The sequence below is a fragment of the Pseudomonadota bacterium genome (assembly GCA_038533575.1).
GTDB lineage: Bacteria > Pseudomonadota > Alphaproteobacteria > Rhodobacterales > Rhodobacteraceae > Shimia_B.
This window is the reverse complement of the sequence record JBCAYL010000002.1, coordinates 406563-427485: the sequence shown is the minus strand read 5'-3', so window position 1 is coordinate 427485 and position 20923 is coordinate 406563. Positions and strand designations below refer to the sequence as shown.

General features: G+C 65.8%; 24 protein-coding genes and 1 pseudogene. 7 read left to right on the top strand and 18 right to left on the bottom strand.

Annotation, left to right across the window (positions count from 1 at the left end):
• Nucleotides 1–97: 97 nt before the first annotated feature.
• The 7 genes from AAFM92_13875 to AAFM92_13845 form a co-directional block, all read right to left on the bottom strand.
• On the bottom strand, nt 98–958 hold the full coding sequence (locus tag AAFM92_13875) for a lysophospholipid acyltransferase family protein (protein ID MEL7301467.1): 861 nt from the start codon (nt 956–958) through the stop codon (nt 98–100).
• A gap of 75 nt (nt 959–1033) precedes the next feature.
• On the bottom strand, nt 1034–1306 hold the full coding sequence (locus AAFM92_13870) for an HPr family phosphocarrier protein (protein MEL7301466.1): 273 nt from the start codon (nt 1304–1306) through the stop codon (nt 1034–1036).
• A 3-nt stretch (nt 1307–1309) separates the two neighbouring features.
• Nucleotides 1310–1711 (bottom strand): PTS fructose transporter subunit IIA, encoded by a 402-nt coding sequence (locus AAFM92_13865; GenBank protein ID MEL7301465.1) that lies wholly within the window; start codon nt 1709–1711, stop codon nt 1310–1312.
• Nucleotides 1708–2622 (bottom strand): RNase adapter RapZ, encoded by a 915-nt coding sequence (gene rapZ, locus AAFM92_13860; protein ID MEL7301464.1) that lies wholly within the window; start codon nt 2620–2622, stop codon nt 1708–1710. Before rapZ ends, AAFM92_13865 begins: the two co-directional genes overlap by 4 nt.
• Before the next feature lie 7 nt (nt 2623–2629).
• A complete protein-coding gene (locus AAFM92_13855; GenBank protein MEL7301463.1) occupies nt 2630–3037 on the bottom strand; it encodes a serine kinase in 408 nt (135 codons plus the stop codon).
• A gap of 37 nt (nt 3038–3074) precedes the next feature.
• Nucleotides 3075–4802 (bottom strand): sensor histidine kinase, encoded by a 1728-nt coding sequence (locus tag AAFM92_13850; GenBank protein ID MEL7301462.1) that lies wholly within the window; start codon nt 4800–4802, stop codon nt 3075–3077.
• 29 nt (nt 4803–4831) lie between these two features.
• The gene (locus AAFM92_13845) at nt 4832–5533 is read right to left on the bottom strand and encodes a response regulator transcription factor (GenBank protein MEL7301461.1); all 702 of its coding nucleotides are present in this window, start codon (nt 5531–5533) and stop codon (nt 4832–4834) included.
• A 381-nt stretch (nt 5534–5914) separates the two neighbouring features.
• On the opposite strand from AAFM92_13845, the gene AAFM92_13840 reads away from it, so the two are divergent.
• The 3 genes from AAFM92_13840 to AAFM92_13830 all read left to right on the top strand — a co-directional run bounded on the left by AAFM92_13840 (nt 5915) and on the right by AAFM92_13830 (nt 8978).
• A complete protein-coding gene (locus AAFM92_13840) occupies nt 5915–7513 on the top strand; it encodes a phosphoenolpyruvate carboxykinase (GenBank protein ID MEL7301460.1) in 1599 nt (532 codons plus the stop codon).
• Between the two features lie 212 nt (nt 7514–7725).
• Nucleotides 7726–8640: a hypothetical protein gene (locus AAFM92_13835; GenBank protein ID MEL7301459.1), complete on the top strand. Its 915-nt coding sequence runs from the start codon at nt 7726–7728 to the stop codon at nt 8638–8640.
• Nucleotides 8640–8978, top strand: coding sequence for a hypothetical protein (locus AAFM92_13830; protein ID MEL7301458.1), 339 nt, complete (start codon nt 8640–8642; stop codon nt 8976–8978). Before AAFM92_13835 ends, AAFM92_13830 begins: the two co-directional genes overlap by 1 nt.
• A 120-nt stretch (nt 8979–9098) precedes the next feature.
• Here the strand turns inward: AAFM92_13830 and AAFM92_13825 are convergent, their stop codons facing one another.
• A complete protein-coding gene (locus AAFM92_13825; protein MEL7301457.1) occupies nt 9099–9740 on the bottom strand; it encodes a hypothetical protein in 642 nt (213 codons plus the stop codon).
• A 271-nt stretch (nt 9741–10011) separates the two neighbouring features.
• Nucleotides 10012–10773: a sulfite exporter TauE/SafE family protein gene (locus AAFM92_13820; GenBank protein ID MEL7301456.1), complete on the bottom strand. Its 762-nt coding sequence runs from the start codon at nt 10771–10773 to the stop codon at nt 10012–10014.
• A 145-nt stretch (nt 10774–10918) separates the two neighbouring features.
• Between AAFM92_13820 and AAFM92_13815 the strand changes: the two genes are divergently transcribed.
• The 4 genes and pseudogenes from AAFM92_13815 to AAFM92_13800 all read left to right on the top strand — a co-directional run bounded on the left by AAFM92_13815 (nt 10919) and on the right by AAFM92_13800 (nt 14349).
• The gene (locus AAFM92_13815; protein ID MEL7301455.1) at nt 10919–12598 is read left to right on the top strand and encodes an acyl-CoA dehydrogenase family protein; all 1680 of its coding nucleotides are present in this window, start codon (nt 10919–10921) and stop codon (nt 12596–12598) included.
• Nucleotides 12599–12930: 332 nt separating this feature from the next.
• Nucleotides 12931–13926: an NAD-dependent epimerase/dehydratase family protein gene (locus AAFM92_13810; GenBank protein MEL7301454.1), complete on the top strand. Its 996-nt coding sequence runs from the start codon at nt 12931–12933 to the stop codon at nt 13924–13926.
• Nucleotides 13923–14111, top strand: a pseudogene (locus AAFM92_13805) (META domain-containing protein). Before AAFM92_13810 ends, AAFM92_13805 begins: the two are co-directional and overlap by 4 nt.
• Nucleotides 14086–14349, top strand: coding sequence for an META domain-containing protein (locus AAFM92_13800; protein MEL7301453.1), 264 nt, complete (start codon nt 14086–14088; stop codon nt 14347–14349). The pseudogene AAFM92_13805 and the gene AAFM92_13800 overlap by 26 nt, the downstream one beginning before the upstream one ends.
• Here the strand turns inward: AAFM92_13800 and recO are convergent.
• The 9 genes from recO to AAFM92_13755 all read right to left on the bottom strand — a co-directional run bounded on the left by recO (nt 14338) and on the right by AAFM92_13755 (nt 20921).
• The gene (gene recO, locus AAFM92_13795) at nt 14338–15057 is read right to left on the bottom strand and encodes a DNA repair protein RecO (protein ID MEL7301452.1); all 720 of its coding nucleotides are present in this window, start codon (nt 15055–15057) and stop codon (nt 14338–14340) included. The two genes, AAFM92_13800 and recO, sit on opposite strands and share 12 nt — an antisense overlap.
• Nucleotides 15054–15383, bottom strand: coding sequence for a DUF1491 family protein (locus tag AAFM92_13790; protein MEL7301451.1), 330 nt, complete (start codon nt 15381–15383; stop codon nt 15054–15056). The genes recO and AAFM92_13790 overlap by 4 nt, the downstream gene beginning before the upstream one ends.
• The gene (gene era / locus AAFM92_13785) at nt 15380–16294 is read right to left on the bottom strand and encodes a GTPase Era (GenBank protein MEL7301450.1); all 915 of its coding nucleotides are present in this window, start codon (nt 16292–16294) and stop codon (nt 15380–15382) included. Before era ends, AAFM92_13790 begins: the two co-directional genes overlap by 4 nt.
• Nucleotides 16295–16525: 231 nt before the next feature.
• A complete protein-coding gene (locus tag AAFM92_13780) occupies nt 16526–17020 on the bottom strand; it encodes an N-acetyltransferase (protein MEL7301449.1) in 495 nt (164 codons plus the stop codon).
• Nucleotides 17017–17697 carry a ribonuclease III gene (gene rnc / locus AAFM92_13775; GenBank protein MEL7301448.1) on the bottom strand — a complete coding sequence of 227 codons (681 nt, stop codon included), beginning with the start codon at nt 17695–17697 and terminating at the stop codon, nt 17017–17019. The genes AAFM92_13780 and rnc overlap by 4 nt, the downstream gene beginning before the upstream one ends.
• Nucleotides 17694–18533: a signal peptidase I gene (gene lepB, locus AAFM92_13770; protein MEL7301447.1), complete on the bottom strand. Its 840-nt coding sequence runs from the start codon at nt 18531–18533 to the stop codon at nt 17694–17696. The genes rnc and lepB overlap by 4 nt, the downstream gene beginning before the upstream one ends.
• Nucleotides 18534–18562: 29 nt before the next feature.
• The gene (acpS, locus tag AAFM92_13765; protein MEL7301446.1) at nt 18563–19006 is read right to left on the bottom strand and encodes a holo-ACP synthase; all 444 of its coding nucleotides are present in this window, start codon (nt 19004–19006) and stop codon (nt 18563–18565) included.
• A 14-nt stretch (nt 19007–19020) separates the two neighbouring features.
• Nucleotides 19021–20526, bottom strand: coding sequence for an alpha/beta hydrolase (locus AAFM92_13760; protein MEL7301445.1), 1506 nt, complete (start codon nt 20524–20526; stop codon nt 19021–19023).
• Nucleotides 20496–20921 (bottom strand): ABZJ_00895 family protein, encoded by a 426-nt coding sequence (locus tag AAFM92_13755; protein MEL7301444.1) that lies wholly within the window; start codon nt 20919–20921, stop codon nt 20496–20498. The genes AAFM92_13760 and AAFM92_13755 overlap by 31 nt, the downstream gene beginning before the upstream one ends.
• Between the last annotated feature and the right edge of the window lie 2 nt (nt 20922–20923).

The following is a 20923-nucleotide window of genomic DNA, read 5'->3' as shown; positions in this document are numbered from 1 at the left end:
AAGCTACAGAATGCAAGGCAGGGGCGGCCCATCAGGCCGCCCTTTGTCGTTTCAGGACCACGAATTCTTGCAAAAATTCGTGGTGACCCGTGGAAGATTAGGCGCCGAGCCCCAGCGTATGCGCCCTGAGCCAAGCCATGAAGTCCCGGGGATTGCGGCTTTTCTCGGCAATGATCTTCTGAGAGACGGGCTCCCCGATGACGGGGCGCTGCGGCTTGCCGAAGCTGTGGGCCACCTCGTGGATCAGGAGACCCTGGCGGAGCGTGGCGCTGAGCTGGTTTGCGATCTGGTACCATCGGCTGTTCTGGCCGGGGAAGTGCACCGGAACGACGGCGGCACCGGAGCGCTGGATCATCTTGGCGGTGAACGGGTTCCATTCGCCTTCGATCGCGGGGCCCCACCAGCTCTCGGAGACGGCGACGGAGCCCGAGGGGAAGATCACCACGCAGCCGCCATTGGCGAGATGGGCCATGGCCTGCTTGCGCATGTCGAGGCTTTTTTCGAGCGCGTCGGCCTCGTGCGCGAAGGGCACGGGGATCATGTATTCGGCGACCTCTTCCACGCCCGTGAGGAGCGAGCGGGTCAGGATCTTGTAATCGTTGCGCACCTCGCCCACGAGCTCGGCAATCATCATCCCGTCCACCAGCCCGTGGGGATGATTGGCCACGATGATGCAAGGCCCCTCGGCGGGGATCCGCGCGATCTCCTCGGCGGGGGTCTGGAGGTCGATCTCCATGAAGCCGCGGGCCTGCTTCCAGAAGTTCTGGCCCGTGGCCGGACCCATGCGCTCGAATTGGCGGATGCGGCGCAAAAGCGTGATCTTGCCCGTGCACCATTCCATGGTGCGGATGATCCCCGCCTGCCAGGGGTTCGTGAAGGTGCCGGCGTAGCTCAGCTTGCGCTTGTCATAGGGGGTGGGCGCGGGCTCCACGAGGTCGCCCGCCGGGCGGCGCGCCAGGAGCGATGGCGGCGTTTGGGAATGATCAACCAAGGGTCACATCCATCCACTTGTCATGCGCTAGGGTCAGCGCGGTTACATCTCTTCGCCGAACTTGTCGGCCACGAGCGCTTCCAGCGCGTCTGCGAGGGCCTCAGCCTGCGGGCCCGACGTGGCGATTTCAATAGTGGAGCCATGGGAAGCTGCCAACATCAAAAGGCCCATGATGCTGTCACCGGCGGCGCTCATCCCTTCCTTGGCGACGTCGCAGACCGCGTCGAAATCCTCGACAACTTCGACGAATTTCGCCGAAGCACGGGCATGGAGCCCCTTGGTGTTGACGATCTCGAGCTGACGGGTCGTGGACATTGGCTAGTGTGTAGCCTGCGGCTCCGCCTGGTAACAATCGATATATTTCTTGCCGGCCTCGCGGGCCGCGGCCACGGCCTCGTCGATGGGCCTGTGGCGCTTCTTGGCCAGCTTCACGAGCATCGGCAGGTTGGCCCCGTAGAGGATCCGCCGCCCGTTCGGCTCGCAGGCGCGGAGCGCGAGATTGGAGGGCGAGGAGCCGAACATGTCGATGACGAGCACGACGCCGTCGCCCTCATCCACGGCATCGGCCGCGCGACAGATTTCCTGCTGCTTGAAGCCGCGGTCATGGCTGGCCTCGATGGACACAGGCATGATACCCGCCTGCTTGCCCACGACATGCTCCATCGCCGACTTGTACTCGGCGGCGAGCCCCCCATGGGCGACAATTACGATCCCGATCACGGGCCGTCCCCTTGTCTCACTGCGTGGGGCGTCCCCTGCCCTGCGCGCTCTAACTCCCGATGACGAATAGACACCTGCCAGCCGCTTTCCGCAAGGGATGACGCCACGTGCTCTGCCATGGTCACGGAACGGTGTTTGCCGCCCGTACAGCCGAACGCGATGCTCAAATGCGCTTTCCCTTCCTCGCGGTATGCAGGCAACAACAGCTCTGCCAGATCGCGGACCATGGTGAAGAACGGCGCGTATCGCGCATCCTGTTTCACGTGGTCCTGTACGTCACCCGACATCCCATTTAGGGCGCGAAGCGACGGCTCCCAGTACGGGTTCCTGAGAAATCGGCAGTCGAAGACCATGTCGATGCCGCGCGGCAGGCCGCGCTTGTAGCTGAAGGAATGCAGCGACACGGCGAGCTTGGTCCCGCCCTCGCTGGAAAAGAGGCGCTCGAGCTCGGCCTTGAGATCGTGGGGGCTGAGCTCGGAGGTGTCGATGAGGGTATCCGCGCGGGCCTTGATCGGGACGAGGAGGTCCATCTCGCGCTCGATGCCCACGCCGGGCGTTTCCTCGGGGGCCGCGGGATGCCGCCGCCGGGTCTCCGAATAGCGGCGCAACAGGACCTCGGGCGCGCATTCGAGATAAACGACCTCGGGCGCGTGATCCCCGCGGTGGAGCTTGTCGATCACCTCGATGAAGGCATTGGCCGAGAAATCCCGCGCGCCGGGCGCGATGCCGAGCGCGAGCGGCTTTTCCATGGGCGGCCCGGCCAGGAGCCGCGGGATCATCGTCAGCGGCAGCGCGTCGATGGCCTCGTAGCCCATATCCTCGAGGGCATTGATGGCTGTCGATCGCCCGCCGCCGGAGGGCCCGGTCACGAGCACGATGCGCTGCGGCGCAGAAGATACAGGCTCCGACATGGGTGTCCTATAGCGGCTTGTGCTTAAGATATTGCACGAGCTTTGCACTCAAAGGACCACTCTCGGTGTTTTGAAGCAAGGGCTTAGCATGGCCGAGGAGCGAGATTCCTTGCACCTGCGGCATGCGCTCTGCAGTGCAGCGGGTGAGGTCGAGCGCGGCCATCACCGGCGCCGGCGGCGCGAGCGGCGCGTTCAGGAGTCCGATGCCCCGCGCCTCGATGGCTGCGGGCAGGCCCTCGGGCGCCCGCGCCCAGAGCGCGCCATCCTCCTCGAAAAGCTCGGTGACATCGTCGGCGATGAGCCCCGCGCCCAGCGCCATCATCTCGAGCGCCAGCGAGGATTTTCCCGCGCCCGCGGGCCCCGCGATCAGGAGCGCACGACCCGCGAGGACCACTGTCGTTGCGTGGAGATGCACGGCCGCGCCGCCGGGGGCCGGCCTCAGCGCGAAGGGATCAGACAGGGAGGCCCACCACGAAGCGCGCACCGAGCGGATCGGAGGTCAGATCCGCCTCCGTGGGGCGGATGTTCTCGGCCCAGATGACGCCGCCATGGGCTTCCACGATCTGCTTGGAGATCGCGAGCCCGAGGCCCGAATTGTTGCCGAACTGGCCCGCTGGCCGCTCGGAATAGAAGCGCTTGAAGATCTTCTGGAGGGCGCCGTCGGGGATGCCGGGGCCTGTATCCTCCACCACGACGAGGACCCTGTTCTCGCGCTTCCGCGCCCACACGCGGATCGCGTCGCCGTCGCCACAGAAGCTCGTGGCGTTGGTGATGAGATTGACGAAGACCTGCGCCAGCCGCGCCTCTAGACCCTGCGTGACGAGCGGGCCTTCGGGGAGGTCGGTGATGAAGTCGATCCCCTTCGCCTCGGCTTCCTGCCCCAGATACTGCGCCAGGTTCGAGAGCATGTTGATCAGGTCGAAGGGCTCCTCCTCCTCCTTCACCAGCTCGCTGTCGAGGCGGGAGGCGTTGGAGATATCGCTGACAAGGCGGTCGAGGCGACGCACGTCGTGGTCGATCACGTCGAAGAGCTTCTCGCGCTGGTCATCGCGCTTGGCCACGCGGAGCGTGCCCACGGCGGAGCGCAGCGAGGCGAGCGGGTTCTTGATCTCGTGGGCGACGTCGGCGGCGAATTGTTCGTTGTTGTCGATCCGGTCGTAGAGCGCCGAGACCATGCCGCGCAGCGCCCCGCTGAGGCGGCCGATCTCGTCGGGTCGTGCGGTCAGGTCGGGGATGCGGATGCGAGAGGGCGACATCTTGCGGGCGTTCTTGTCGCGCCCGAGCTCTGCCGCGGCGGCGAGGTCCGAGAGCGGGTTGGCAATGGTGGACGCGAGGACGAGGCCGAGGCCGATGGAGACGAGCAGCGCGATGACAAACATCTGTAGCACCTGCTCGCGCTCCTGGCGCACGAGCTGGTCGATCTCGCCCGCAGCGCTCACGAGGGCCACGGCGCCCACGACCGTACCGTTCTGCTCGATCGGGGTGGCCACGGAGAAGATGCTGGAGCCCTCGGCGTTTTGCCCCGTGCTGGCCTGGGCGCTGCCCGCGAGCGCGGTGGGCAGGAGCGCGCGCACCTGCTCTTCGGGAGAGATGCGCATGGGCTCGAGATCGGCCGGTGCCAGAAGGCTCGAAATGCCGTCCCAGACGGAATTGAGGAACTCCGTGATGAGGGTGGAGCGCACGTCCCGCGCGAGGCCGCGCACGGCAATGGGATCGCCGCGGTCCATGTCCACCGTCGTGGCGACGAGCGCCTCGCTGGTGTCGAAGACGAAGACCTCGATCCCGCCGCGCAGGTCGAGCCCTGCCAGAACCTCGCCCACCTCGATCCCGTCGCCGGTGGCGAGGTTCGCAGGGGCTGTGGCGGGCAGGCCCGCCTCGAAAACATCGGCGATGAGCTCGGCCTCGGTAACGAGGCCCGTGGCGCGCTGGAAGGCGAGGCTTTCGCGGGAGGGATTGAGATAGAGCACGCCCGCCACGAGGATGACGAGGGCCAGCAGGTTGAACGTGATGATCTTGCGCGCCAGCGGCGAGCGATTGAGCGCGATGATGGAGCGGCGCTTGCGCCGGTTCTGCAGCTCTTTCTCGACGGTGGCGTCGGGCGCAATCCAATCGTCGCCCAGCAGGATATCAGCCTGCCGGACGCTGTTCAGATCGCGCACGTCGATCTCTCGGTTGCTCATCGGGGCGTCATCCCCCCGCCCAGGTTTCTTTATTCTTCGTTGTAACGGTAGCCGATGCCGTAGAGAGTTTCGATAGCGGAAAACTCATCGTCGGCGGTCCGCATTTTCTTGCGCAAACGCTTGATGTGGCTGTCGATGGTGCGGTCGTCCACATAGACCTGATCGTCGTAGGCCACGTCCATCAGCTGGTCGCGCGACTTCACGAAGCCGGGCCGCTGAGCCAGTGCCTGAAGCAGGAGAAATTCGGTGACCGTGAGGCTCACGTCGTTGCCTTTCCACGACACGGCGTGGCGCAGCGGATCCATGGTCAGGTGCCCGCGGGTCATGACCTTGGTCTCTTCGGTCTCGGCCACCACGTCGCCCGAGATCGCCTCCTGCCGGCGCAGGAGCGCGCGGATGCGCTCCACGAGAAGGCGCTGGGAGAAGGGCTTCTTGACGTAGTCGTCCGCGCCCATCCGAAGCCCGAGGACCTCGTCGATCTCGTCATCCTTGGAGGTGAGGAAGATCACCGGCATCGTCGTTTTCTGACGCAGTCGCTGGAGGAGATCCATGCCGTCCATGCGCGGCATCTTGATGTCGAGCACGGCCATGTCGGGCATCGACTTGTTGAACGCGTCGAGCGCGGACTGGCCGTCATTATAGGTTTCCACGTCGAAGCCCTCGGCCTCGAGGGTGATGGACACGGACGTCAGGATATTTCTGTCGTCGTCCACAAGGGCGATCTTGGACATGTTTTATGCCTCTCGTACTGCTCTGTTTTTGCCTGCCGTTTTCTATCTTCGTTGCGGAAGCGGGGCGAAAAATCAACGGAAAAGCGAATCACTCATGAGTTCTCTCTGCCAGTGAGCTCTGAAAACGATGAAAGGCGGCTTAATTGCCTCACTTTTTGCCCGCCGCCGCCCTACCCTGCCCCGCTCCGCCGCACCGGTGCCCAGCAGACAGGGGTGGCGCGTGCGCCCTGAGAGCGCCCTGAGAGCGCCCTAGGCGGGCCCGGCCCGCGTGTTTGCGCAAACGTAAGATTGGTATCGCTAACATGCTGCGCGCGCACTATTATTGCGCGCCACCGCCTTATATCGTGGCCCTCACTGGAGATCAAAGGAGCCGCGAGATCCATGGCACAAGGCCGCGTAAACCCGTCATTCACCCTCGAAACGCAAGGGATCACGGGCCTCGGCGCGGTCTATTACAACCTGTCGGAGCCCGCGCTCGTCGAAACCGCGCTCAAGCGCGGCGAGGGTGAGCTCGGCCAGGGCGGGACCCTCCTCGTCTCCACCGGAAAGTTCACGGGTCGCTCGCCCAAGGACAAGCATATCGTGCGCACCGCGAACGTGGCCGATCATATCTGGTGGGAGCAGAACGCGGAGATGAGCCCCGAAGGCTTCGACGCCCTCTATGAAGACATCCTCGCGCACATGGCGGGCCGCGAGTACTTCGTGCAGGATCTCTTCGGCGGCGCGGATCCCGCGCATCGCCTCGACGTGCGCATGGTCACCGAGCTCGCCTGGCACTCGCTTTTCATCCGCCACATGCTGCGCCGCCCGGATGCCGAGGAGCTCGCCGAGTTCGAGGCGGACTGGACGGTCATCAACTGCCCCTCTTTCAAGGCCGACCCCGCCCGGCACGATTGCCGCAGCGAGACCGTCGTGACGATGAATTTCGAACGCAAGATCATCCTGATCGCGGGGACGGAATACGCGGGCGAGAACAAGAAGAGCGTTTTCACGCTGCTCAACTACCTCCTGCCCGAGCGCGGCATCATGCCGATGCATTGCTCCGCCAACCACGCGCCGGGCAATCCGGTCGACACGGCCATCTTCTTTGGCCTCTCGGGCACCGGCAAGACGACGCTCTCCGCAGATCCCGACCGCGTGCTCATCGGCGATGACGAGCACGGCTGGTCCGAGCGCGGCACGTTCAACTTCGAGGGCGGCTGCTACGCCAAGACGATCAAGCTCAGCGCGGAAGCCGAGCCCGAGATCTATGCCACAACGCGCAAATTCGGCACCGTCATCGAGAACATGGTCTTCGACCCCGAGACGAAGGCGCTCGATTTCGAGGATGACAGCCTGACCGCCAACATGCGCTGCGCCTACCCGCTCGATTACATCTCCAATGCCTCGGCCACGGCGCTCGGCGGGCACCCGAAGAACATCATCATGCTCACCTGCGACGCCTTCGGCGTGCTGCCTCCCATCGCGCGGCTCACGCCCGCGCAGGCGATGTATCACTTCCTGTCGGGCTTCACAGCGAAGGTCGCCGGAACCGAGCGCGGTGTGACAGAGCCCGAGCCCACCTTCTCCACTTGCTTCGGCGCGCCCTTCATGCCGCGCCGCCCCGAAGAATATGGCCGCCTCCTGCGCGAGAAGATCGCCAAGCACGGCGCGACCTGCTGGCTCGTGAACACTGGCTGGACCGGTGGTGCCTATGGCGAAGGCTCGCGGATGCCCATTCGCGCCACCCGCGCGCTGTTGTCGGCGGCGCTCGACGGGACGCTGAACAACGGTCAATTCCGCAAGGACGAGAATTTCGGCTTCGAGGTGCCGGTGAGCGTGCCCGGCGTCGCCGACCTCCTCCTTACCCCCCGCCGCACCTGGGACGACGGCACGGCCTACGATAAGCAGGCCGAAAAGCTCGTGCAGATGTTCTCCGACAACTTCGAGCAATACCTGCCCCATATCGACGACGACGTGAAAGCGGTGGCGATCGGGTGAGCCCTTAAACGGGTCGACGCGGCGTCGGCCCATTGCACCACGACGCCTTACCACCCGCGCACACGCCACATTTTAGGGCGCTTGGCAGAATATACAGCAGTGTTTGCGGGGGTTTCACGCCTAGATTGAGCGCCGGAACACGGCAAGGTTGCGCGCGCCGTCATTTTCGACGACCATTTCTGCATTTCAGAATGTCATTTGCAGGTGCCGCCATGAATAATGAGGACATCCTCAAAGACCGGGTGAGCCTTATTCTCTTGCTCATTGTCGGTCTTCTCTACTTCTCGATCGGGCAATCATATTATCTCGAGGTGTACTACCGATCCCTCTGGAACTCTTTCAGCGGCCTCGATCTGTTGTTGATATACGGACTTCCCGCCATCTGGGTGTTAGGGAGCATCGCCTTTTCATATTCAGCGCTACGCAGGATCGAAAATGCCGCCGGCTCCGGCAAGTTCAACTTCCGCCGGATGGATGCTTTCAACTACCTCGGCATTGCACGCGGAACGTTCGAACATGCCTTCAGTCATGACAGTGACATCAGCAGCAGACTTGTCGACGCCATCGGCAACGCGATGCAGGCGAAAGGACTTGGCTCCAATACCAACACGCTTGTCATAACCGACCGCGACCGAAACCTCAGGGTAAACGATCCCCGCGCGTTTAATCTCATCAGCGTCTCGTCCACCACACGCGTGTCAGAACCCAGCCTGATCATCAGAACTCAACAGATCGGAGACATGCACTCCGTCCGCTGGTGGCTGTTCGAAAAAGGACCGATCACAAAGAACCGAAAACTTGTCTTTCTTGCGGTGGCGCCCGTCGCCGTATTTCTCTGGCCGATTTACTGGCTCCGCAACAAATCCTTCCCAGCGCGATTTCTCTTCACCCCTTATCGCAGCGACTACCAGGAAATGGACGTCTATACGCGCCTACGATGGGCGCATGAAACCGTGTTTGACACAGTGGCTGACGAATTGGACGCAGCCGGGATCGATACAAGCACCCTGCGAGAGCAGAAAGCGCAGATCATGAACATCAACATCTCTGGTGGAAAAGTCAGCATGGGCAGCGTGGTTCAGGGTGCAATGAACCGTGTACGCGGCCAAGCGAGTGGAGCAGCCTGATGACCAAGAAAACTGAGATGAACATCAACGTCACTTCGGGTTCGGTCGCCGTAGGCTCAGCGACGCAAGGCGACAGAAACAAGATCGTATCTGACGCTTCAACAAAGGTGACAGAGTCAGACGCTGCGTGGGTCAGCTTTGTGCAGCATCTCGAAGAGTCTGCGAAGGACGCAAAGGTTTCCGAAGCGGAGATTGAAGAGCTTAAGGCGAAGGTGAAAAAGCTGCACGATGAGAGCCAGAAACCGGGGTTCATTGAGAAGAGCGGCGAAATCCTTGAGCTGATCTTCAAGGCCTATGGATGGGCTTCCGCGCCGCTTCGTTCATTGTTTGCGAAGTAGCTTTTCGGCAAGGCTTGGGCCCTCGACAAGGCGACAATCCTACTGTGGCGACACCAACCCATCGTCGCGCGTGGCGACATAGGCGCGGGTTGACGGTGTTCGGCCAACTCAAGTGCTCTGTCAGCGGCGTAGGAGGACTACGCCCAACCAGAGAAACCAGACGAGCTGGGTGATCCCGAAGAGGGCTGCCATGTCGTGCAGTCCGGGAACGACCGAGATCGTCCCCGCTACCCCGACCACGATCCCGAGATAGTTCAGGATCTTCGGGAAGATGCCGCCGCGCAGGGCCGCGATCGAGAAGATCAGGGTCATCAAGCCGCCGAGGATCTCTCCTTGGCCGAGGCCGATCCCGTCCGCGACCGTCTCGATACCGGACCAATAGAGCGCCGCCGCGCCGGGGTCGGTTTCAAAGAGCTCAAGCGCGGGGGCGATCCCCGCGATCGTGACCATCCCGCTGGCGATCAGGAGCCCGGCCCAGATGAACCCGAGCACGGCCGCGACGCGAACGGAGGCCGGGGCCGCGCTCTTCAGGGTCTCCTGCAAAGCAAGAACAAACGCCGTAAGGGCGACGCCGAAGACAACGTAGATCGCCAGATGCATGAGGTGGTAGAGGCGTGCGTTGGCGGCGATGAGCTCGAGCTTCCCTTCGGTCGTGGTGATGCTCGGCAGATCGAGAACCACGAGGAAGATCCCGATCCCGGCCGCGTAGGCCAGCCCGAGGTAAAGGGCGGCCAAGCCGCCGATCTTTCCAAGTTGCGGCATCGCAAAGCCCCCTCGACTCGTTCGTATGGAACCAAAGGCACCTGTCGCTCACAGGACGCCTTTAATTACGCCAGACCGCGCCATCAGTAAGACGGCGCGGCACGGCCTTGTCCACTGACCATTTCAAAAAGGCGGAACGCCCCGGCCTCGTCCCTCATTTGCGTGAGGCCCGCGACAGAGCAGCCACACGGGAAATTCCGCACAAATAAGCCCTCTGCCACTAGCTCGTAAGCCCGCCTCGCGGATGCAGCAGTCCGCGCCGCGGCGTCGCTCAGCCGAGAAGGCCGCGGCGAATGAGGTTGAGCCCCGCCACCGTCAAAACCAGCAGCGTGGCCTGCTTGAAGCGGCGCTGGTCCATCCGGTCCTGGATCGCGAAGCCCACGGCAAGACCCGCCACGGCGGGCACCACGAGGAGCGCGGAGAATTGCGCGCTTTGCGCGTTGAAGACACCCGAGGCCGTGTGCGCCCCCACAAGCAGCACTGCCCCGAGGCCGTAGATCACCCCTTGCACGCGCATCTGCTCTGCCTTGGGGAGGTCGTAGGCTGTTAGGTAGGCCACGGTCATGGGCCCCCAGACGCCGGAGAGCCCGCCCACGGCGCCCGCGAAGGCGCCCATGCCCACCGACACTGCCTTGCTTCGCGCGCTCAGCGTCATCGGCACGCCCGCGAGCGTGGCAAGGGCATACAGCGTCACGGGGATGCCGAGGCCGAGGAGGAACACCTTCTGGGGAATGACGAGCACGAGCTGCGAGGCCGCGATGAGGGCCACGGCGCCGACCGCGAGAAAGAGCCGGAAGCGCCGGATCGAGGCCCAGGCGGCGCGCGGGCCCTGCCGCAGCGCCTGGAGCCCGTTCGTCACCAGCGTGGGCAGGATGAGCCCGGCCAGCGCCTGTTCGGGCGGCATGAAGGTCGAGAGGCCCGAGATCAGCACCATGGGCATGGCAAAGCCCACGATGCCCTTGATGACGCCCGCGGCGAAGGCGACCGTGAAGGCCGCGAGAAGAAGCGGTAGGATCGTGACGGTATCCAGCATAGAAAGGGGTCTACGCCGCCCGGCGCGCCGCCGCAGCCGAAATCGGCCGCGACACTTTCATGCGCTTGTAAATAAACTGGCGAATTATTGTTGCGCTGCACCTGCAAACACACTAGCTCACGGCAGAGCTGAAACGGAGGATCCCATGGCCCATGACGGACAAATCCAGATCGAGACGCCCATCCTGGCGGACCTGCTGGGACTGACGCGCGATGCCATGGGCCCGGTCCAGGCCGTGACCTCCGCCGCCAAGGACGCGCTGCGCAGCATGGTGACAGAAGAGGGCCGCGTCTCCGGCGCGCTCGTCGATGCGCACCAGACCGCCGCCCATGGCCTTGCATGGCTGGCCACCTACGCCGAAAGCCTCGCGCAGATGCAGGCCTGGGCCGAGAAGCTCGACGCTGAGGGCCAGTTCGGCGAGATGGAGCAGCTCATACACCAGATCGCCTTCGGGGAATACCTCTGGCAGATCTACGGCGGCATCCAGATGAACCAAGGCGAGGTCGTGCGCCTGCAAGACATCGGCCTCAGCCAGGAAGACCAGCGCGCGCTCATGGCGCCGGCGGTCATGACGCTCTGCAATGCGGGCAACACGCAGGCCGCGCGCCTTCGCCTCGTGGCGCTCATGCAGGAGCAGCAGAATACGATCGTGGGCCGCTCCGGCCTCGATGAAGAGCTCGAAATGATCCGCGAGCAGTTCCGCCGCTACTCCATCGACCGCGTGGAGCCCTTCGCCCATGAATGGCACCTGAAGGACGAACTCATCCCGATGGAGACGATCGAGGAGCTCGCGGAAATGGGCGTCTTCGGCCTCACCATCCCGGAGGAGCACGGCGGGCTCGGTCTTTCCAAGGCCTCCATGTGCGTCGTCTCCGAGGAGCTCTCCCGCGGCTATATCGGCGTGGGCTCGCTCGCGACGCGCTCCGAGATCGCCGCCGAGCTGATCCTCTGCGGCGGCACGGAAGAGCAGAAGGAAAAGTGGCTGCCGGGCCTCGCCTCGGCGGAAATCCTGCCCACGGCCGTCTTCACCGAGCCCAATACCGGCTCCGACCTCGGCGCGCTCAAGACCCGCGCCAAGAAGGACGACAACGGCGACTGGATCCTCAACGGCAACAAGACGTGGATCACCCACGCCTCGCGCACGCACGTGATGACCGTGCTCGCGCGCACCGTGCCCGACACGACCGACTATCGCGGCCTCTCCATGTTCCTCGCTGAAAAGACGCCCGGCACGGACGCAGAGCCCTGGCAGGATCCCGGCATCTCCGGCGGAGAGATCGAGGTGCTGGGTTACCGCGGCATGAAGGAATACACGCTCAACTTCGATGATTTCAAAGTGAAGGGCGAGAACCTCCTCGGCGGCGAGGAGGGCAAGGGCTTCAAGCAGCTCATGGAGACCTTCGAGAGCGCCCGCATCCAGACCGCCGCCCGCGCGGTGGGCGTGGCGCAATCGGCGCTCGACGAAGGGATGAAATACGCCCTCGACCGGCAGGCCTTCGGGAAGTCGATCATCGAATTCCCGCGCGTGGCCTCGAAGCTCGCCATGATGGCGGTGGAGATCATGGTCGCGCGGCAGCTCACCTATTTCTCCGCCGTGGAGAAGGACGAAGGCCGCCGCTGTGACCTCGAGGCTGGCATGGCCAAGCTGCTCGGTGCCCGCGTGGCCTGGGCGGCCTCCGACAATGCGCTGCAGATCCATGGCGGCAACGGCTTTGCGCTGGAATACAAGATCAGCCGCATCCTCTGCGACGCGCGGATCCTCAACATCTTTGAAGGTGCGGCAGAGATCCAGGCACAGGTCATTGCCCGCCGCCTGCTCGCCTGAGCGGGTCGACGAGGATTGCGTCGGGTTCTGAAGGGGCCTTGCGTTCAGCAGCGCGGACGGTGAGGGCCTGACAAGGCCTCAGCCGTGCCGCCTTCAGAGGGCTCTCACCGTCACTCGCGCGCCGTACGAGGCCTCCGTGGCCCATGGGGCCCATGGGGCCCATGGGGCCCATGACGTTGCGCCACTTCGAGCGAAAATGAGGCTTTCTCAACATGTTTTGAGGAATTCTCACCAAATCATACTTTCCGCCCCGCCCTCCTATCTCTTAGGTTGAGTCGGGGTGGAGGCGCATGGGTGGCCTCTGCAAAGGGAACGCGCAGGGGTGACGTCGCATGATCCTTCTGACTGGCATTACCGGTTTCATTGCCAAGCGAATCGCGCATGATCTTCTCGCAGCCGGGCACACCGTACGCGGGTCTCTCCGCAGCCCCGGCAGGCAGGCCGAGGTGCGGGCCGCCGTGGGCGGCGATGACGTGCAGGACAGGCTGAGCTTCGTCACGCTGGACCTCTCCGCCGATGACGGCTGGCCCGAGGCCATGGTGGGCGTCGATGCTGTGATCCACACGGCCTCGCCCTTTCCCATGGCGCAGCCCAAGAACGAGCATGATCTCATCCGCCCGGCCGTGCACGGCACGCTACGCGCACTGAAAGCCGCGCAGGCCGCCGGCGTGACGCGCTTCATCCTCACCTCCTCCACCGCCGCCGTCGTCTATGCCAAGCGCCCGAGCGGCCATCGCTACAACGCCGCAGACTGGACGGAGATCGATCATCCCGCGGCCTCGGCCTACGTGAAGTCAAAGACCCTCGCCGAACGCGCAGCCTGGGAGTTCGTGGGAAAGCATCCGGAGATGCGGATGACGGTCATCAATCCCGGCCTCGTGGCGGGCCGCCCGATGGACAGCGCCTACGGGACTTCGCTCCAGCTCGTGGAGCGCATTCTCGCGGGCAAGGATCCGGCCGTGCCCGACATCTCCTTCCCGGTGGTCGATGTCGCCGATGTGAGCCGCTATCACGTCGATGCGCTGACCAAGGACGCCACCATCGGCAAGCGCATCATCGCCGCCGAGAGCACGTGGTCGATGCCGGAGATGGCGCAGCTCCTCAAGGAGACCTACCCGCAGAAGAAGATCGCCACCACCGTCGCGCCGAAATGGCTGCTGCGCCTCATTGCGCTCTTTGACCCGGCGGTGCGGGGCGTGTTGCCCTCCATGGGAGTTCGGACCCCGACGGATGACAGTGAGGCGCGCGCGCTCTACGGGGCCACGCCGATCTCGGGGCGGGAGGCCCTTCTCGCCTCCGCGCGGTTCGTGGTGGACGCCAAGGGATGAGCCTCACGCGGGCCCTATTGCCGCTCCTGACCCTGCCGATCCTCGCAGCATGCGGGCCCGATGAGACGATCTCGGGATTTCTCGACCCGTCCGAGACATGGCATCTGGTGGAGCTCGACGGCGCGCCGTGGACGGCCGAGGCCACGCTCTCCTTCCCGGATGCCGGCCGGGTCACCGGGCGCGGCCCCTGCAACGCCTTCAACGCGACGCAAAGCGCGCCCTATCCCTGGATCGAGATCGGCCCCCCTCGCCGCCACGCGCCGCGCCTGCCCGGAGCTTGCCGCGGAAACGCGGTTCTTCGAGGCGCTGAGCGCCATGGCCATCGCGGAGGTGAGCGGCGACGTTCTCCTTCTCTCCGGCGAGGACGGGCGCGAGATGGTCTTTCGTGCCGCGGGCAGAGCGGCGGGCGGCTCAGCCTCCTGATCGCTCAAGCGCCGCGCGCAGGCGTTGCCGCGCCGCCGGCAGTTCCCCCTGCCCCAACGCCTTGTCGAGAAAGAAACCGGTCGTGCCCAGAGCCTCGGCGATCTCCGCATCAGAGCCGTCGCCGCCCGGCTTCAAGGGCGCGGGCAGCGGCAGGAGCCGGGGAGCCCAGTCCCCCGCGGCCCCGGCCGCCACGGCGCGGCCAGTCTTAGGCGAGACATGGGCGAGGCCCTCCGTGGCGCCCGAGACGGCGCAACGGGCGAGATCGAGGCCGTAGCCCATGAGCTCGAGCAGACCGAGCTCCCAGCGCAGGTACGCGAGTGGCCAGGCGTCCGTCACCGCCATGAGATCGAGGAGCTCCGTCGTCCGCGCATAGGCCTCGGGCGCGGCTTCCCGTTCCGGCAGCAGGAGCGCCGCGAGCGCCGTGGCCGATTGGAGCCCCGCGAGCGCCATCGCGTCGCCCATGAGACCCGCGGCGCGGGACCGGATGGGCTCCACGCTGTAGGCGCCCAGATGGTCTTCGAGGCGCGCCTTCCATGTCACGTCGAGCTGCGCGCCGGGCTGGAGGAGGGGCGCCATCTTGCGGCTCGCGCCGCCGCGCACGACGCCGGGCGTGCGGCCATGCTGGGCGGTGAGGACATGGATGATCGCGGAGCCCTCGCCATGGGGGCGCACGGTGAGGAGCAGGCCCTCATCGCGCCACTCGATCATTCCGAGAGCCCCGGTTCGTCGAGGAGGTGCCGGCCCGCGCGATCCTCGACCTCGATCACCCAGAGATCGGGGTCGTAGCGCCGCTGGCCCGCGATGGCCGCGTCCACCTCGGCCTCCGCGCCGCGCGCGAGTTCCATCCAGCGGCGTTCTCCCGTCATCAGGTCGAACGTGCGCTGGTAGCAGGTGGCCGCGCCATCGAGGGTGGATTGCTTCACGAGCACGGCCCCCGCGGTCGCGTCGCCCTTCTGGACGACGAAGGCCGCAATGTCGCTCAGGCGCAGCCGCTGCAGATAGGCCGCGACCCAGATGTCGGCGGCGAGCCTCACGCGTCCCCATCGCGGAACTCGAGGCCCATCTCGGCGTAGCGCGCGCGCTCCTCGAGCCAGCCGGGCCGGACCTTCACCTGCACGAAGAGGTGGACCTTGCGGCCGAGGAATTCCTCAAGCTCGCCCCGCGCCGCCTGGCTGATCGCCTTCACCGTCTCGCCCTTCTTGCCGAGCACGATCCCCTTGTGGCCGTCCCGCATGACGTAAATGACCTGGTCAATGCGGGCGGTACCGTCCTCGCGCTCCTCCCAAGCCTCGGTTTCCACGGTGAGCTGGTAAGGGAGCTCCTGGTGGAGGCGCAGCGTGAGCTTCTCGCGGGTCATCTCCGCGGCGATCATGCGGAGCGGGAGATCGGCGATCTGATCCTCCGGGTAGAGCCAGGGGCCCTTGGGCACCTCGCGCGCGAGCCAGGCCTTGAGATCGGCGCAGCCATGGCCGCGCTCGGCGGAGATCATGAAGGTCTCTTCGAAGGTCCGGAGCGCGTTGAGCTCCTCCGCGAGCGCCAGGAGCTTCGGCGCTTCCACCCGGTCGATCTTGTTGATGGCCAGCACAAGGCGCCCGGGCCGGTCCTCGAGTGCCTCGACGATCTGGCGAACGCCGGGTGTCAGCCCGCGATGGGCCTCGACGAGGAGCACGGTGACATCGGCATCGGCCATCCCGCCCCAGGCGGCGGTGACCATGGCGCGATCGAGCCTGCGGCGCGGCTTGAAGATGCCGGGCGTGTCCACGAAGACGATCTGGCTCGATCCTTCGAGCGCCACGCCACGGATCCGCGTCCGCGTCGTCTGCACCTTGTGGGTGACGATTGAGACCTTGGCGCCCACCATCCAGTTGAGCAGCGTGGACTTACCGGCATTGGGCTCCCCGATGAGGGCCACGAAGCCCGCGCGCGTGTTCTCTGTCTCGGTCATGCCGGTCCCGTTTCAAATAGACCCGCGCTCTTACCCCAGCGCCCTGCCGCTTTCAATCGCGCGCGTGGGCCCGTTCGTGGGGGCCAGCCCCCACACCCCCGAGGTACGCAGCACAAAGAAACAGGGCGACGTGCCAAGCTGCCGGAGATGCGATGCCAGAGGCGGGACAGGCCCCAAGCTTCTTTGTGCCCCGTACCTCCGCCGGAGGCATCCGCAGGGGCAGCCCGCGCCTCAGCCTGCCTCTTGGAGTGCGGGGGCGAAGGTGATCTCACCGGTGGCGGGCGGGCCGTGGAGGACGAGGCGCAGGCAATATTGCGGGGGCGTCTCGAGGTAGCTCACGAAGCCGCTCTCGAAGCCGAAGCGGGGATAATATGCATCGCTCCCGGTGAGCACGAGGCCCGCAGCTCCCTGGCCCAGTGCCCAGCCGGTGGCCCCGTGCATGAGCGCGCTTCCGATGCCCTGCCTGTGGTGGTCGGGGAGGACGGCGATGGGCCCGATCCCGTACCAGCCGGCAGCGCCGCCCACGCGGGCCGGCGAAACGCAGACCTGGCCCACCAGCACGCCGTCGATCTCCGCCACGAGGGAGAGGGCGAGGTCGCCGGCGGCGCGCAGCTTTTCCGGGATCGCGCCCTCGGTCCCGTCGGACCAGGCCGTCGTGGCGAAAGCGGCATAGGTAAGCTCGCGGATGGCTGCGATGTCGTCCCGCGTCTCCAGCCGGAGCTTCACGCCCCGACCTTCTCGAGAAGCGCCCGGGCGGCGGCCTGCTCTGCCTGGCGCTTGTTGCCTGCCTTGGCCTTGGCGGTCGTGCCGTCTTCGAGCCGCGCCTCGATGGTGAATTCCGGCGCGTGATCGGGGCCCGAGCGGGCGAGCTCGGTATAGGCCGGCGGCGGCATCTTCCGGGCCTGCGCCCATTCCTGCAGCGTGGTCTTGGCATCCCGGGCGTCGGTTTCGACCTCGGTGATGCGATCTCCCCAGAGCCGCAGCACGAGCGCCTGCGCGGCATCCATCCCGCCGTCGCGATAGACGGCGGCGATCACCGCCTCCATCCCGTCCCCCAGGAGCGCATCCTTCTTGCGCCCGCCGGACAGCATCTCGGAACGGCCCAGCTTGAGCACTTCGCCCAGCCCGCATGCGCGGGCCACCTCTGCGCAGGTCTCCTTCCTGACGAGGGCGTTGTAGCGCGGGGCGAGCTGTCCCTCGGAGGCCGCGCCATCGGCGTCGAGCAGCGCCTCTGCCATCACAAGGCCGAGCACGCGATCCCCGAGGAATTCGAGGCGTTCATTGTCCGAGCGGGTCTCGGAGCTGAGCGAGGCATGGGTGAGCGCGGTCACCAGAAGCTCGGGCCGTGCGAAGGCATGACCGATGCGGTCCTCGAAGGCGCGGACCTCGGCGGAGAGCTTCACTCGATTGCCTTGAAGTACCGGTCGCTCCGCCACGTCCAGAAGAACAGGATGGAGCGGCCCGCCGAGGAGAACATGATCCGGTCCGCGCGGCCCACGATATCCTCCAGCGGGACCTGGCCCACCCCGCCCACGGCCTGGGCAAAGCGGCTGTCGGTGGAATTGTCGCGGTTGTCCCCGAGGAAGAAGAAGTGACCGGGGCGCACGGTGTAGACGGGGGTGTTGTCGGCCGCGCGCGCGCCGATATTGAGCACCCGGTAGCTGGCGCCGCCGGGGAGCGTCTCGCGGACGGCCTCCTTGATGCATTCCCCGCCCTCGCCCACGGCGCCATTGGCGCAGAAGGGCGTCTGCCCCTGGGGGCCTTGGGGCGCGAAAGTCTCGATAAAGGGCGCGGCTTCCACGCGCTCCACCGCCGTGCCGTTCAGAAAGAGCATGCCGTCGCGCAGCTGCACCTCGTCGCCGGGCAGACCGATCAGGCGCTTAATGAAATCGCGGCCCGTGACGGGGTGGCGAAAGACCACCACGTCGCCACGCTCGGGCGCGCCGCCGAAGAGGCGGTTTTCGGAGCCCTTGAAGACGCCGCAGAAGTCTTCGGCGTCCACGTCGATCCCGAGCTGGGGGATGATGATGGTGGGGCAGGAGGCGTAGCTGTAGCCGTAGGCCATCTTGTTGACGAAGAGGAAATCCCCGATGAGCAACGTGTCCTTCATGGAGCCCGAGGGGATCCAGAACGGCTGGAAAAAGAACGTCCGAAAGATACCCGCGATGAGCAGCGCGTAGACGATCGTCTTGACCGTCTCGATAATCGGATTCTGCTTTTCCTTGGCGGCCTCGGCCATCGCGCGGCTCTCCTCGTGATGCGTGCGCTCTACTGGGGTTTGCGCGGCACCAAGTCAAGCGGACGCGGGGCCGCTCCGAGGGGGCGTGCTTCAATGAGAACGAAGGCCTGCGCCCAGGGGTGATCATCGGTGAGCGTGACGTGGATGATGGCCTCGTGACCCTCGGGCGTCATCTCGTCGAGGCGCGCGGCGGCCCAGCCGGTGACGTGCATGACGGGCTGGCCCGAGCGCAGGTTGGTGACGGCCATGTCCTTCCAGGCGATGCCCATGCGCAGCCCCGTGCCCAGCGCCTTGGAACACGCCTCCTTGGCTGCCCAGCGCTTGGCGTAGGTGCCCGGCGTATCGGCGCGCCGCTCGGCCTTGGCCTGCTCGATATCGGTGAAGACACGGTTGCGGAAGCGGTCGCCGAAGCGCGCCAGCGTGCGCTCGATGCGCTCGATATTGGCGAGGTCGGTGCCGATGCCCAGAATCATGCCGCGACTATGGGTCAGGCTTCGAAGAGAGGGAAGGTGACGCCGAGCGACCAGGCGAGGATGAGCCCCAGCGCCACGCCCGGAGCGAGCGGGCCCGCGCGATCGGCGGTCCAGCGGCCCATCATCCCGAATATGAGGAAGAAGAGCAGGATCACCGGCGCGATCAGAAAGAGGAAGAAGAGCCGCTCGAAATCGAGCGCGATGGCCAGACCGAGAGAGGCGAAGAAGGCCGTGCGCAGAATGAGGCGGTGCCAAAGCTTGCCGCGCCCGCCCTGGGTGGCCACGGCATCGGCGACCATGTAGGGCACCGCGCCCAGCGCGAGGGCCGCGAGGATGAGCGCGCGCTCGGCGTTGGGGTGGAAGTTGGCCAGATACGTGTCGATGGCGAGCCCGAAGACGCCGAGCCCCCAGGCGAGGAGAGAAGCGGCCGGGAGGTAGGCAAGGCGGCCGAAGCGGACGCCGAAATGGCGCAGGATCAGGAGCTGCATGAGGCCCGCAAAGCCCAAGTGCAGCGCGAGGTAATCGGCGACGAGGACGGGCAGCACACCGAGCTCGATCCAGTAGACGGCGATGGGCGTGAAGAGCTGGAAGACCGCGCACCAGAGGAGCGCCTTGCGGGGCACGGCTGCCGCCGCCTCACGGTCAGCGGGGCCTGCCGGTAAGAGCGTGGTGATGGGGCGCCAGAGCACCATCAGTGCCCCCAGCAGCACGAGCACGGGATAGCCGATGGTGGCGAGCGCGGGTGCTGGGCGCGCCACGCCGTAGAAGTCATCGAGCCAGTCGAGCGTCTCGCGCAGCGTGAACGGGGCGAAGAGAATGCCCACATGCTCCACGTTCGGGGCGATGAGGGCCATGCGCCCTCCGACGACCTCGCCCTCTGTGGCCTCGGCATCGACCTGCTGGATCGCCTCGCGACCGAAGTCGATCAGGCGGCCCTCCCATTCGCCCGCGATGAGCAGCATGTTGGGCGGATGGGTGGGCGTGACGGCGCCCGAGAAAGCCGAGATGGCCACGACCGGCCCGGTCTCGCGGCCCTCGGCCGCGCGAATGAGGACGTCGGTGGCCATGGAATGGCCCAGCAGCGCGGGCGCGGGGCCCGCCGCATCCATCACCGCGCGCGTTTCGGCCACGAGGCGCGCGGTGACGCCCTCGATCTCGTTCACGTCCCCCTGCATCGGTACGGGGTTCGTCCCGTGCCCTTCGAAATCGAACGCAGTGACGTTGTAGCCTGCGCCCGCGAGGGTCCAGGAAAAGGCATTCATGAGCGGGCGGGAGCCGGCAAAGCCGTGGGCCACGACGACGGTGGCGATTGGGTCCTCGACGCGCCACTCGGTGACCGGTGTCGTGCCCACGCCGCCGCGGGTGACCTCTGCGTCTGGCCTGTGGCCTTCAAGCTGCCAGAGCGCCCACGCGGCAAGGACGAGGCCCACGAAAAGCAGGACCCAGCGCAGGTTCGCCTGCCAGCCTGCGAGATATGCGAGGCGCCCTGTCAGGAGCTGCCGCGGTCTTGGCTGGCCCATTCATTGCGGGCGCCCATGCTCAGGAAGAGGCGATTGGAGACGAGCCAGAACGCCGCATAGATCCCCAGCACCATGACGAGCGCCGTGAGATCGAAGGCGTCGGTGCCCATGGTGGGCAGGGCCGTTGTGACGATGAGAAGCGCCGTCAGCGCGATCGAAAGGCCCGTCATCGCACCTGCGGCCTTCCAGGGGTCGGGGATCGGGGTGCGGGTCGACTTGGCGTATTTCGACCCCTCCACCATGGCCGCCACGATCGCGGGCAGGATCGGCATGAACGCCATGCCGAGCCCGATCCCGAAGGCCTGCTGGAAGAGGATCACAAAAAGCGTCAGCACGAAGCCCGTGCCGAGAAACCACAGCGAATAGCGCAGGAGATTGACAGTGGGCTCCGGCATGG